Annotated in this window: 10 protein-coding genes; 9 read left to right on the top strand and 1 reads right to left on the bottom strand. The window is 71.8% G+C overall.

The window, feature by feature from the left end; all coding sequences use genetic code 11:
- Positions 1-326 precede the first annotated feature (326 nt).
- The 7 genes from V4Y03_RS33275 (at position 327) to V4Y03_RS33245 (ending at position 10,136) form a co-directional block, all read left to right on the top strand.
- Positions 327-1,253 (top strand): alpha/beta hydrolase, encoded by a 927-nt coding sequence (locus V4Y03_RS33275; protein WP_442809837.1) that lies wholly within the window; start codon positions 327-329, stop codon positions 1,251-1,253.
- A 104-nt stretch (positions 1,254-1,357) separates the two neighbouring features.
- Positions 1,358-2,845 (top strand): peptidoglycan DD-metalloendopeptidase family protein, encoded by a 1,488-nt coding sequence (locus V4Y03_RS33270; protein ID WP_332437671.1) that lies wholly within the window; start codon positions 1,358-1,360, stop codon positions 2,843-2,845.
- Positions 2,846-2,931: 86 nt separating this feature from the next.
- Positions 2,932-4,398 carry a transglycosylase SLT domain-containing protein gene (locus V4Y03_RS33265; protein WP_332437670.1) on the top strand — a complete coding sequence of 489 codons (1,467 nt, stop codon included), beginning with the start codon at positions 2,932-2,934 and terminating at the stop codon, positions 4,396-4,398.
- A gap of 89 nt (positions 4,399-4,487) precedes the next feature.
- A complete protein-coding gene (locus tag V4Y03_RS33260; protein WP_332437669.1) occupies positions 4,488-6,530 on the top strand; it encodes a family 43 glycosylhydrolase in 2,043 nt (680 codons plus the stop codon).
- A 31-nt stretch (positions 6,531-6,561) separates the two neighbouring features.
- Positions 6,562-7,659, top strand: a complete 1,098-nt coding sequence (locus V4Y03_RS33255) for an alpha/beta hydrolase (protein WP_317877032.1) — start codon at positions 6,562-6,564, stop codon at positions 7,657-7,659.
- A 165-nt stretch (positions 7,660-7,824) separates the two neighbouring features.
- Entirely contained in the window at positions 7,825-8,622 is a 798-nt protein-coding gene (locus V4Y03_RS33250; protein WP_317877031.1) for a serine/threonine protein kinase, read from the top strand.
- A gap of 5 nt (positions 8,623-8,627) precedes the next feature.
- The gene (locus V4Y03_RS33245; RefSeq protein WP_332437668.1) at positions 8,628-10,136 is read left to right on the top strand and encodes a serine/threonine-protein kinase; all 1,509 of its coding nucleotides are present in this window, start codon (positions 8,628-8,630) and stop codon (positions 10,134-10,136) included.
- Positions 10,137-10,156: 20 nt separating this feature from the next.
- Here the strand turns inward: V4Y03_RS33245 and V4Y03_RS33240 are convergent, their stop codons facing one another.
- A complete protein-coding gene (locus V4Y03_RS33240) occupies positions 10,157-10,849 on the bottom strand; it encodes a hypothetical protein (protein ID WP_332437667.1) in 693 nt (230 codons plus the stop codon).
- 137 nt (positions 10,850-10,986) lie between these two features.
- Between V4Y03_RS33240 and V4Y03_RS33235 the strand changes: the two genes are divergently transcribed.
- Together V4Y03_RS33235 and V4Y03_RS33230 are read left to right on the top strand one after the other, a co-directional pair.
- Complete coding sequence (locus V4Y03_RS33235) at positions 10,987-12,051, top strand: AI-2E family transporter (protein ID WP_317877028.1); 1,065 nt, start codon at positions 10,987-10,989, stop codon at positions 12,049-12,051.
- Between the two features lie 147 nt (positions 12,052-12,198).
- Entirely contained in the window at positions 12,199-13,848 is a 1,650-nt protein-coding gene (locus tag V4Y03_RS33230; protein ID WP_317877027.1) for a glycosyl hydrolase family 8, read from the top strand.
- Positions 13,849-13,887 lie beyond the last annotated feature (39 nt).

Genomic DNA, 13,887 nt, shown 5'->3' with positions numbered 1-13,887 from the left:
CTCGTGAGCGTCCCGCATCGGACTGTCGTTTCGATAACGTGCCGCTAACGGCTGTCGAGGGCGGGCGGTGTCCGGGCACCGACCCCTGGGCGCCCGGGATCCGGGGGCGTCCCACCAGACTCTTACCGCCCCGTACGTCACCCCTACCCCACCGCGACCCCGGTTGTCCCTCCGGAACGTTCCGGGTGCCGCCGCCGGGTGCCCGTCGCTAGCTTCCCAACGGTCAGGATCCCTCCCGTCACGCTCCCCACCAGGAGGTCACGTTGACCGCGCAGAACCCTTCCCGTAGAAGCATCCTCAGGTCCGCCGGCGGGCTCTCGGCCGCGATGGCGCTGGGCGCCGGAGGCGTCCTCGCGGGGGCGACCTCGGCCTCCGCGGTCGGTGACGGCTTCGGTCTGCGCATCGTGGACCGCAACGAGGGCGACCCCCGGATGCGGTACTACCGGTTCGCGACCGACGCCATCGGCTGGAACCCCGGTGTGAACGTCCTGCTCCCGGACGACTACCACTACAGCGGTCGCACCTACCCGGTCCTCTACCTCTTCCACGGCGGCGGCACCGACCAGGACTTCATCACCTTCGACCGCGAGGGAATCCGCGCCTGGACGGCCGGCCGGCGGATCATCGTCGTCATGCCCGACGGCGGCCACGCGGGCTGGTACTCCAACCCCGTCAGCTCCAACGTCGGCCCCCGCAACTGGGAGCACTTCCACATCGCCCAGCTGCTCCCGTGGGTCGAGGCGAACTTCCGTACCTACGCCGAGTACAACGGCCGCGCCGTCTCCGGGTTCTCGATGGGCGGCTTCGGCGCGCTCAAGTACGCGGCCAAGTACTACGGCCACTTCGCCTCGGTCAGCGCCCACTCCGGCCCCGCCAGCCTGCGCCGCGAGAACGGCGCCGTCGCCCACTGGGCCAACGCCTCCTCCGCGCTCCTGGACCTCGGCGGCGGCACGATCTACGGCGCGCCGCTCTGGGACGAGGCCCGGGTCAGCGCCGACAACCCGGTGCAGCGGATCGAGAGCTACCGCAACAAGCGCGTCTTCCTCGTGGCGGGCACCAGCCCGGATCCGATCAACTGGTTCGACACGGCCAACGAGAGCCATGTCCTCGGTGGACAGCGGGAGTTCCGTTCCCTCCTCGGCAACGCGGGTATTCCGCACGAGTGGTACGAACTGCCCGGCGGCCACTTCATCCGTCACGACATGATGCAGCGCGACATCGACGGCATCATCGGGCGGCTCCGCAAGGCGTGACCCGCGCGCACCTCGCGTACCACGACCGTCCCACCCACCCCGAGCCGAACCGAGGGGAGGAGCGTCCCGTGCTTCTCGGACCGCCCCCACTGTCCCGACGTGCCATGACCTGCGTGCTGGCGGTGATCGCCGCCCTGCTGCCGGGGCTGGTGACCGCGACCCCGGCCGCCGCCCGTACCGCCACCTCCGCCGCCGCGTGCCCGACCACCGGAGTCGTCACGCAGCCCTACCACGCCGGTCACAACGGCGTGGACATCGCCGACGACATCGGTACCCCGATCTACGCCGTCGGCGACGGCGAGGTCACCATCTCCGGCTACACCGGCGACTACGGCCAGTGGATCCGCGTTCAGCACCCCGACGGGCGGATCTCCGAGTACGGGCACATGTACCAGCGTGACGTGTCCGTCGGCGACCACGTCGTGGCCGGCCAGCGCATCGCCCTGATGGGCGCCGAGGGCAACTCGACCGGTTCCCATCTGCACCTGCGGATCTGGGGCGACCCGTCCGCCTCGTACGGCATCGACCCCGAGGTCTACCTCGCGGAGGGCGGCATCACGCTGCCCTGCACGCCCGGCGGCGGCGGTCACCCGCCCAGGCCGCTGATGTACCCGGCGGAGTCGGGTCGGGTGGTGTCGGCACGGTCGGCGGACGGGCGTCTGGAGGTGTTCGCCGCCGCGGCGGACGGTGTCCACCACGCCTGGCAGATGCAGTCGAACGGCAACTGGTCGGCGTGGGAGGCGCTGGGCGGTCCGGGCAACGCGGAGCTGGCCATCGCGCCGAACGCGGACGGTCGTCTGGAGATGTTCGCGATCAACGGGAACACCTTCCAGCACCGCTATCAGCTCTCCCCGTCGGGTGGTTGGTCGGGCTGGGAGGCCTTCGGCGGGGGTGGCCGTGACATCGCGGCGGGCGTCAACGCCGACGGTCGGATCGAGGTGTTCGCTTCCGGGCCGGTCGGGCTCTTCCACAAGTACCAGGTGGGGCCGAACGCCGGCTGGTCGGACTGGGAACCCACCGGCGGCGGTCCCGCGGACAGCCGGGTGGAGATGGAGAAGTCCCCGGACGGGCGCCTTGAGGTCTTCGCCCTCAACGGCAGCACCTTTCAGCACCTGTACCAGACCGCGCCCAGCGGCGGCTGGTCGGCGTGGGAGAACTTCGGTGGCGGCGGGCGCGACCTGACCGTCGACCACAACGCCGACGGGCGCCTTGAGGTCTTCGCCTCGGGACCCGTCGGGGTCTTCCACAAGTACCAGACCAATCCCACGAGTTGGTCCGGCTGGGAGCCGACGGGCGGACCCGCCGACTCACAGCTCACCAGTGAGCGGACCGCCGACGGCCGGGTCGAGGTCTTCGCGATCAACGGCAGCGAGGCCCGGCACATCTGGCAGACCGGAGTGAACGCCCCGTACGGAACGTGGGAGACCTTCGGCGGCGCCGGTACGGAGATCACCGCCACGGTCAACGCCGACGGACGGATCGAGGTCTTCGGGACGAGTCAGGCCGGTGTCTACCACAAGTGGCAGACCGGGCCGACGACCTGGTCCGACTGGGCATGGGTGAACAACACCTCGGGCCCCGCCGTCAACTGACCGGACTCGCCGTCAACTGACCCGAGAGACGGGCGCCCCCGGCGCCCCCGGCACCCACCCGGTACCCACTCCGAAGGGGACAGCAGTTGAGCAGAACCCAGCGCTCCTCCAGAGCGCCGCATCGCGTCATCCTTTCGACCCTGGCCTCGTTGCTCCTCGCGGCGGGCATCCTCGTCGGCGCCTCGCCCGCGTACGCCGCGCCGAGCGACCTGTGCGCCCAGACCGGCTACACCGCGGGCTTCCGGGGCGACGGCCTGGTGACCGCCGTCGCCGTGGCCCTGGCGGAGTCCAGCTGCAATCCGTCGGCGTACAACGTCACGAACAACACGCCCCCCTCGACCGACCGGGGCCTGTGGCAGATCAACGACTACTGGCACCCCGAGGTCAGCGACGCCTGCGCCTACGACCCCCAGTGCAACGCGAACGCGGCGTTCGACATCTCCTCCGGGGGAACCAACTGGCAGCCCTGGTCCACCTACAACCAGGGCGCGCACTGGCGGCACATGGACGAGGCCCGTGCCGCGGTGGACCGCCTGGGCCACCACGAACCCGGGCCCGGTCCGCTGGTGTACCCGGCGGAGTCGGGTCGGGTGGTGTCGGCGCGGTCGGCGGACGGGCGTCTGGAGGTGTTCGCCGCCGCGGCGGACGGGGTGCACCACGCCTGGCAGACCGAGTCGAACGGCAACTGGTCGGCGTGGGAGGCGCTGGGCGGTCCGGGCAACGCGGAGCTGGCCATCGCGCCGAACGCGGACGGTCGTCTGGAGATGTTCGCGATCAACGGCAACACCTTCCAGCACCGCTATCAGCTCTCCCCGTCGGGTGGTTGGTCGGGCTGGGAGGCCTTCGGCGGGGGTGGCCGTGACATCGCGGCGGGCGTCAACGCCGACGGTCGGATCGAGGTGTTCGCTTCCGGGCCTGTCGGGCTCTTCCACAAGTACCAGGTGGGACCGAACGCCGGCTGGTCGGACTGGGAGGCCACGGGCGGCGGCCCGGCCGACAGCCGGGTGGAGATGGAGAAGTCGCGGGACGGGCGCCTTGAGGTCTTCGCCCTCAACGGCAGCACCTTCCAGCACCTCTACCAGACCGCGCCCAGCGGCGGCTGGTCGGCGTGGGAGAACTTCGGTGGCGGCGGGCGCGACCTGACCGTCGACCACAACGCCGACGGGCGCCTTGAGGTCTTCGCCTCGGGACCCGTCGGGGTCTTCCACAAGTACCAGACCAACCCGACGAGTTGGTCGGAATGGGAGCCGACGGGCGGACCCGCCGACTCGCAGCTCAGCAGTGAGCGCACCCCCGACGGCCGCGTGGAGGTGTTCGCCATGAACGGCAGCACGGCCGCGCACACCTGGCAGACCGGCGTCAACGCGGCCTACGGCGGCTGGAACACGTTCGGCGGCGGTGGCACCGAGGTCGCCGCGACCACCAACGCCGACGGACGGATCGAGGTCTTCGGCAGCAGTCACGCCGGTGTCTTCCACAAGTGGCAGACCGGCTTCGCGACCTGGTCCGACTGGGGCTGGGTGAACAACACCGCGGGCCCCGCCCTCGACTGACCCACCACCCGGACATCCACCCGTCCTCGACCCGCGGCCGGCCCTGCCCGTACGGCACGGCCGGCCGCGCGGTCCCTCTGGAGAGACGCATGCCTCCGATCAGCAGACGGAACCTCTTGCGGGGCGCCGCCGCGGGAGCGGGCGCGCTCCCGCTCCTGGGCACCGGCCGAACCGCCGCCGCCACCCCGCCCGCTTCCGGTACGGGCACGGCGCCCGCCTCCTGGATCGGCGCGGGCCCCTTCGCCCACGTCTACGACCCGTCCACCCCCGCAGGGCCCCGCTATCTCAACGACCACACGCTGATCAAGGCGCAGGGCCGGTGGCACCTGTTCAGCATCGTGGGGAACGGCGCACCGCCCGGCGAGGCCCCGGACAGCACGGCCGAGATCTCCTTCGCCCACGCCTCCGCCCCGACCCCGAACGGGCCGTGGACCACCCACCCCGACGCGCTCACCGTCGACCCCTCCTACTTCGGCGAGGAACACCTGTGGGCGCCGCACGTCGTCGAGGCGGGCGGAAAGTACTGGATGTACTACGCCGCCGGCGGCCGGAGCGGCGCCGCCGTCAACCTCGCCACCTCGACCGATCTGTTCACCTGGACCCGCGAGCCGTCCGGCCCGCTCTTCAGGGGTCTCGCCGCACGTGACCCGATGGTGGTCCGGGCCGGCGGCGAGTGGGTCATGTACTACACCGAAGTCTCCGGCACCGGCGGCCACCACATCGTCGCCTACCGGCGGTCCGCCGACCTGGTCCACTGGAGCGCCCCGGGCGTCGCGTTCACCGACGCCGCCACCGACACGACCGTCTCGGTCACCGAGTCGCCGTACGTCGTCGAACGGGACGGCTGGTACTACCTGTTCATCGGGCCCCGCAACGGCTACGAGGGCACCGACGTACTGGCCTCGCGCGACCCCTTCCGCTTCGACCTGGGCGGCTACGCGGGTCATGTCGCAGGTCACGCCGTGGAGGTCTTCGCGGACGGCGACAACTGGTACGCGAGCGCGGCGGGATGGTTCCGGCAGGGGCTGTACGTGGCTCCCCTCGACTGGCGGGACACCCCACCGCCGTGGCAGAGCCCTGACAACCCGGTCGCCGCACTCGACGCCGACGGCCGCCTCAACGTCTTCGCGCTCGACGCCGGAGACCGTGCGATGCTCCGGCGCGTCCAGCTCGACCCGTACACCGACACCTGGTCGCCCTGGGAGAGCTTCGGCGGGCCGGCCGGAGCGGTGCCCACCCTCGGCCGCAACACCGACGGCAGGCTCGACGTGTTCTCGCTCGCCCCCGGCGGCGCGAACCTGCACCACCGGACACAGCGGCCCGACGGCGGCTGGTACGACTGGGAGGAGTTCGGCGGCCCGGCGGGCGCGGCCCCCGCCGTCGCCCACAACACCGACGGCCGTCTCGAAGTCTTCGCGACGAGCCCCGGCGGCGCCTCCGTCGCCCGGCGGCGCCAAGGGTCCCAGGGATCGCTCGGCTGGGACCCGTGGGAGGCCGGATTCGGCGGGCCCGTGGGCGCCCCGCCGGTCGTCGCCGCCAATGCCGACGGCCGCCTGGAGGTCTTCGCCCTCGCGCCCGGCGGCGCCGCGATCCGCCACCGCTGGCAGCTGTCGCCGGGCGGCGCCTGGGGCGGGTGGAACCAGTTCGGTACGGCGGCCGGCGCCGCGCCCCGCGTGACCCGCGACGGCAGCGGCAGGCTCGCCGTCGTCGCGATCGGCCCGTCCGGCCTGGGGGCCTTCCACCGGCGGCAGACCGTGCCCAGCGGCGGCTGGGACGACTGGCAGCCGCTGTTCGGCTGGGCGGCGGCCGCCCCGAGGCTCGCGCCCAGCGCCGACGGCCGCCTCGAAGCCTTCTCGCTGTCCCCCGGGGGCGCGCGCCTCGACCACCGCTGGCACCACACGCCCGGCGGCACCTGGGATCCCGCTGAGAACTTCGGCGAGCCCGGCGTCCCGCTCGCCGCCACGCCGACGGCGGCGGCCGACGCCACCGGGCGGCTGCACGTCTTCGCCGTCACCACGGACGGCCGGATCCGGACCCGGGTGCAGACCCAGCCGAGCGGCGGCTGGGGCCCGTGGACCGCGTTCGGCGACCGTCCGGTCGCCCCGGTCCGATCCGGTGCTCCCGCGTACTGACGACACACGTTCCCGAAGAGAGGCACACCCCATGAGAACCATCCGGTCCAGAACAGGCGTCCGCACCCTGCTGCGTACGGCCGCGGTGACGCTCGCCGCGGCGGCCACGGTCGCGGTGACCGCCGTCACCGGCCCCGTCGCAGCCGCCGACACCCCCACCGTCCCGGACTTCACCGACGGACAGGGTCTGACCCGGGTCACGACGGCCACCGAGGTCCGCTCGTCCACGGACTTCACCCTCACCGTCACCACCCCCGAACTCTCCGGACGTCACAAGATCCGGATCTTCCTGCCGAGCGACTACTACTCCGCCCCGGACAAGCGCTGGCCCGTCACGTACTTCCTGCACGGCGGAGCCGGCAACGTGGACGACGCGGCGGCGGCCCCCGCCCTGCACGACGACCGGATGATCACCGTGGTCCCCGACGGCGGGCTCAAGAGCTGGTACGCCAACTGGAAGATGCAGAACACCGCCCTGGGCGCGGCCAACTGGGAGAACTTCCACCTCCGCCAGGTCGTCCCCTTCGTCGACGCCAATCTGCGCACCGTCGCCGACCGCGACCACCGCGCGGTCGTCGGGCTCTCCATGGGCGGCTTCGGCGCCCTGCACTACGCCCAGGCCCGGCCCGACCTCTTCGGCCACGTCGCCTCCCTCTCCGGCGGCATCGACTTCGGCCTCTGGGAGATCCGCGCCGTCGTCCTCGCCACGGAACTGAACCTGCCGAACGCCCTGTGCACTGCCAGCACTTCGGGCTCGGGCGCCGGCTGCGCCGACTACGGGCCCGTGGTGGACAGCGACGCGATCTTCGGCTCCCCGTACGCCCTGTTCGACGACCGGATCTGGAACGAGGTCAACCCCGCCTCCCCGGCCAACCTGAGCAAGCTCGCCGACACCGGAGTCACCCTCTACACGGGCGACCGGGGACTGATCGACAGCCGGACGGCGGTCGCCACGACGAACGTCAAGAACCGCCTGGACCAGCTCGGCATCCCGAGCCGCTTCGTCAACTACGGCGGGGGCGGTTCACTCTCGCCGCAGTGCAACGGCGAGCACAACTACGGATGCTGGTCCGCCGCGTTCGCCGACTACATCCCCCGGCTGGCGGAGGCGTTCGCACAGGCGGGCTGAGCAGGGCCGCCCACCGTTCACAGCCCCGCTCCACCACCCGATCCACCGCTTGTCCCACCGCCGTGCCGGGTGCGGAAGTGACCGATGCCCTACGGTAAACCTCCGCGTACTACCGGTAGCGTTCTGCGTGCATGGCAACTGTCGACGCGTGGGACAGGAGGAGCGGTGAGCGGCATAGTCGTCCATCTTCCGCAGGGGAGCGGCGGCGTCGTCGACGGAGAGCCGTACGGCGACGCGGTGACCCTCAGGCTCGGTCCGGGAGAACGCGCGCGTTTCGGGCGGGGCTCGTCGACGACACCGGTCGAGCTGAGGCTCGCGGACGCGGCCATCTCCCGGCTCGCGGGCGAGATCCGGGTGACCGACGACCACTGGCAGCTGAGCAACCACAGCACGACCCACAGCTATCTGGTGGAGAACCCGGAGGGCGCGGGGGAGTACCTGCGGGTGCCGCCGCGGCGGGCCGGCGCGCCCATCCCGTTCGAGTTCTCCCGGGTGGTGCTGCCCAGCCGCCGTGACACCGCCGTCTCCTTCCAGGTGTTCGCGCCCGACCACGTCTATCTGGACCCGCACGGCACGGGCGGATCGTGGGAGAGCCGTACGGTCACGGCGTACTCCCTCGACGAGACGGCCACGTACTTCCTGGTGCTCGCCGCGCTCTGCGAGCCCTGGCTGCGCGACCAGTCACCGGTCGCCGTGCCCACCACCCCGCAGGTCGTCGAGCGGCTCAGGGGGCACGCCGCCTGCGCCAGGCTGACGGCCCGCGCGGTGAGTTCGCACATCGACTACCTCGCCGAGGAGAAGCTGAGGGTCGCCGTCGCCGCCGCGGCCGAGGCCGGGCGTGGAGACCGCAGGCACGGCAAGCGCGAGGCCGTGGTCGGCATCGCGCTGAGGTTCGGCATCGTCCGGGAGGAGCATCTCGCGCTGTTACCGCCCCGGGCCGAACCGACCGTACGGGGACGGTAGTGGGCATGGCACGGGTACGCGGCCGGAGTACCTCGTGGGGCAGCGAACAGACGGAACTGCTGCCCCAGGGACACCAGTTGGGAGACTGGGTGGTCGACGGCCCGATCGGTGCCGGTGGCTGGGCCACGGTCTACGCGGGTCGACCCGCTGAAACCGAAGGGCCCGCCTCACCCGCCGAGGTCGCGCTCAAGGTCATGCCGACCGCCGGACTCGCACCCCTGCAGGCCCGCCGTGTGGCGGAGGCCGCCCGGCGCGAGGTCGAACTCGGCCGCCGGGCCGGACATCCGAGGATCGTCCGGCTCCTCGACTCCCTCGTGCTCCGTTCCCCCGGGCAGCCGTCCCTGGACGGTGCGATCGTGCTGGTCATGGAGCGGGCGCGGTGCAGTCTCCGGGACCTGCTCGACGCCGGGGTGACCGGGGCGGAGCGGGACCGGCTGGTCGTCGGCATCTGCGAGGGACTGGCCCATCTGCACCGAGCCGGCTGGGTGCACGCCGACCTCAAGCCCGAGAACGTCCTCATCGGCGCGGACGGCTCGGTGAAGCTCTCGGACTTCGGGCTCGCCACCGAGCTGACCGGAACACACGGGTACGCGCCCCCGATGGGCACCCTGGACTATCTCCCCCCGGAGCGGTGGAGGGCGCCGCTGGGCGAGCTCGGTGTGGAGGTCCGGCCCAGCGCCGACATCTGGGCCCTGGGCATCGTCGTCCACGAGGTGTTCGCGTCCGGCGCCTCACCGTTCCCCGGCGCCACTCCGATGGCGCGGGGTGCCGCCGCGCAGGAGTACGCGGAGGGGCGTGCGCCGTTACGGCTGGACCAGGCGGTCCCGGAGTTCTGGCGGGCCCTCGCCGCCGACTGCCTCGCCCCGGCCCACGCCTCCCGCGCCGCGCACACGGCCGAGAGCCTGATCGAGCGGATCGGCGCCCACGAGGCAGCCGGGAGCGCGGACACCGCACTCGGGGGCCGCACCGGCCCCACGTCCGGCAGGTGCCTCACGAGCCCCACAGGTCCCACGGTGCGCGCGGGACGGCGGAGACGCGGGATCGGGGGCGCGTTCCTCGCCGCCACGGCGTGCGCTGCGCTGAGCGTGGCGATCTGGTCGTACGCGGGAGGGGGCGAGGACTCGGCCCGCTCCGACGGCTCCGGTGGATCCCCGGTCCGGATCCGGGTGTTCAACGCCGAACGGGGCTGCCAGGACCGCAGCGACCGGGACCTGCAGTGCAGCCTGGGACTGGCGGTCGACCCAGGACGGCCGTACACCGCCGAGAACGTCGTACCCACCAGGGTCTGGCACGGAGACGTCCTGGAGGCCGAGTGCGAGGTCCGGCAGGGGCAGACGATCATCGACGAGGAGGATCTGGTGTCCACCCGCTGGTTCCGCGTCCGCCTCCCGCACACGGCCGTACGGGAGGACGCGCGCGAGGCCGGGCCTCCGGCCACGGCGTGGCTGCCCGCCGTCCGGACGAAGGACCGCCCGACCCTTCCCCCGTGCGCGCGGCACGCGCCGGCCCCATGAGCGGCCGGCGGCCGACGGGGCTACGGAATACGGGCGCTCACCGTCCGCACCACCTCGGTGAGGACCTTCGCGCTCCAGTTCTTGTCCGACTCGGCGTACTCCCCGACGCCGTCCGCCGTGGACATGCCGTCCACCTCGAACTTGTACGGGCCCCGGTGGCAGGTCGGCCCTTCGGAGACGTCCGGCAGGAAGCACCCGGCCGCGCCGAGCGAGGTACCGAGGTCGCCGAACTCCTTCTTCCGGCGGGCCGCCTCCTTGCGGGCGTCGGCGAGGTCCTCGGCGTAGCTCTGCCGGACCAGGGCGGGGTCGGCGATGGCCGTGAAGGTGAGCCTGATGCTGCTGTTGCGCTCGCTCTTGTACTCGGAGGGGAGACCGAACTTGTACGTGCAGCCGCCCGCGGCCACGTCGCCGGTGGTGCCGGGGGCGGACTGTTCGAGCGGGTTGAAGTTCATGACGGTGACCTTCACCGGCTCGCGGGTGAAGCCGGTCGCCTGCGGCAGGATCGCGCGGATCTCGTCGTCGCTCAGCACCTCGCAGGCGTTCGGCCACTGGGCGACGGGCAGCGAACCGCCGTGGGCGGGCTGGGCGGCGAGCTCGGGGCCGGAGGGCCCGGCGGAACCGAACTCCAGTGCGGGCGGCGGGCTGTCGCACCCCGCCAGTGCGAGCGGAGCGAGGACGGCAAGGACGGCGGACCAACGGTTCAGCCTGGACACGTCACATTCCCCCGGGAGTGAAGACGCTGGATGGGGGGCCATTCTGTGCCCGGCCGCACCGCCGATCGGCGGAGTTCACATGATCTCCCCTGTGATCCCTGCGACAGCCCGGCACCGGGGGTGGTAGGCCCTTGGCCATGCAGCCAGGCACACCGACGGTGACCCCCTTCCTCCGCACGGCCGCCGCCTACGCATGGCGCCTTCTCGTCGTCGGCGCGCTCGTCTACGGCCTGTTCGCGGTGCTCGGGCGCTTCCATGAGATCGGCGTGGCCGTCTTCCTGGGGCTCGTCATCACCGCACTGCTCCGCCCCGTCGCCGATGTGGTCGCCCGGGTGGTGCCCCGGGCGCCGGCGGTGGCCCTCACCCTGCTGGGGAGCATCGCGCTCGTCCTCGGTGTGCTCACCCTCGTCGGCGAGGCGGTCGCCGGAGAGAGCGCGACCCTGGTGCGTGAGTTCCGGAACGGGGTCGGGCGGATCGAGGACTGGCTGGAGCGCCCGCCGTTCCGTCTGGACCCCGGGACGCTCTCCGACCTCCAGTCCAAGATCGGTGACTTCCTCTCCAGCCACCGGTCGGCCCTGGTCAGTACGGCGCTGAGCGGGGCCGGTGAGGTGGTGGCGGTGCTGACGATGCTGGCCCTGGCGCTGTTCAGCTCGGTGTTCTTCATCCACTCGGGGGACCGCCAGTGGGCCTGGTTCCAGGACCAGTTGCCCGGCTCCGTCCGCGAGCGGGTGACGATCGGCGGACGCGCTGCCTGGCGCACCTTCACCGGCTACACCCACGGAATCGTGCTGGTGGCCGCCGTGAACGCGGTGCTCGTCGGGGTGGCGCTGTGGATCCTGGGCGTCCCGCTCGCCGTGCCGCTGGCGCTGCTGGAGTTCCTGGCCGCGTTCGTGCCGCTGATCGGCTCGCCGATCGCCCTCACGGTCGCCGCCGTCGTGGCGCTCGCCGCCCAGGGGCCGCTGGTCGCGGGGATCGTGATCGCCCTGATCGTGGTGATCGGCCAGATCGAGGGGCATCTGCTGCACCCGCTCGTCATGAGCTGGGCCGTACGGCTCCACCCGCTGGTGGTCGCCATCTCGGTCATCGCGGGATCGATCGCCGCGGGCATCGTGGGCGCGGTGGTGGCGGTGCCGCTGGTCTCGGTCGTCTGGTCGGTCCACACGGCGCTGAGGGAGTTCCGGAGGGCGGCGGTGCTGAAGTGACGGAACGTCAATCTCATGGTGCGCACCGGATGTCCACGTTCCCGTTGCCGTCCGGGGTCTTGCGCCGGGCTTCGGGCCTCTCTACTCTCCCGGCCAATGGTTAGGAATATTTCCTAACCATTGGCCATGGAGGGAAAGGGAGTTGTCATGCGTCGACGAAGCGTCTCGCTTCTCGGGCTCGCGGGTCTGCTGGCGTTGCCCCTGACGGTCATGCCACAGGCGCAGGCCGCCGACGGCCTGGTCTCCACCGGAAAGGCGGTGACCGCCTCGTCCGTCGAGACCTCGGCCTTCGGGGCCGGACTCGCGGTGGACGGCAACGCGGGGACCCGATGGGCGAGCCTCGAAGGGGTCGATCCGCAGTGGATCCGCGTCGACCTCGGGGCGAACCACACGATCTCCCGGGTGAAACTCAACTGGGAGGACGCGTACGGCAAGACGTACCGCATCCAGACCTCGGCCGACGGGTCCACCTGGACCGACGTCTACTCCACCACCGCCGGTGACGGGGCGACCGACGACCTGACGGTCTCCGGCAGCGGCCGGTACGTCCGGATGTACGGCACCGGGCGGGGCACCGCGTACGGCTACTCCCTCTGGGAGTTCGAGGTGTACGGCGCGCCCAGCGGCGGCGGAGAGGGTGGCGGCGGCACGGCCGTGCCCTTCGGCAGCCACCTCAAGCCCTACGCCGCCGGCATGCTGAAGCCCTCCGGCTCCCAGGCGACCGTCGACCAGAAGGTCGTCGACTACTACAACAGGTGGAAGTCCGCCTTCGTCCGCCAGAACTGCGGCAACGGCTGGTACCAGATCATCTCGCCCGACGCCGACCACCCCTACGTCGCCGAGGCGCAGGGCTACGGCATGGTCGTCACCGCCACCATGGCCGGCGCCGACCCCGACGCCAAGAAGATCTTCGACGGCCTCGTCAAGTGGAAGATCGACCACCCGTCCTCGGTCAACCCGAACCTGCTCGCCGCCGAACAGGACACCGCCTGCAAGAGCGTCAACGGCGGCGACGGCGCCACCGACGGCGACATGGACGTCGCCTACGGCCTGCTCCTCGCCGACAAGCAGTGGGGCAGCACCGGCACGTACAACTACAAGGACCTCGCGCTCAAGCACATCGCCGCGATCAAGAAGGACGAGGTCAACCCGACCACCAAGCTGCTGAAGCTCGGCGACTGGAGCAGCTCCGGCGACCAGTACTACTGGATCACCCGTACCTCGGACTGGATGGTCGACCACTTCCGCGCCTTCCGGACCGCCTCCGGCGACACGACCTGGGACTCCGTGCGCACCGCGCACCAGACCCAGATCTCCCGCCTCCAGTCGACCTACGCGTCCGGCACCGGACTGCTGCCCGACTTCGTCGTCGACACCAACACCACGCCCAAGCCCGCACCCGGCCAGGTCCTTGAGGACCCGAACGACGGGGCCTACTGGTGGAACGCCTGCCGTACGCCGTGGCGCATCGCGGACGACGCGGTGACCAGCGGGGACAGCACCTCGCTCGCCGCCGCGCGGAAGATGAACAGCTGGATCAAGACGAAGACCGGCGGCGACCCGAACAAGATCGCCATCGGCTACAAGCTCAACGGCACCCAGATCTCCGCGGGCAGCGAGTCCGCCTTCTTCGCCCCGTTCGCGGTGGCGGCGATGACCGACTCGGGAAGCCAGGCCTGGCTGGACGCCCTGTGGAACAAGATGCTGGCCACCCCGATCGACACCAGCAGCTACTACTCCGCGAGCATCCAGCTCCAGGTCATGCTCACGGTCTCGGGGAACCACTGGGTCCCGTAGGCGGTGACCACCGGGCCCCGTAGCCCCACAGGGCCGCCG

This window comes from Streptomyces sp. P9-A4, assembly GCF_036634195.1.
Classification (GTDB): Bacteria; Actinomycetota; Actinomycetes; order Streptomycetales; family Streptomycetaceae; genus Streptomyces.
This window is presented reverse-complemented; position numbering and strand designations above follow the sequence as displayed.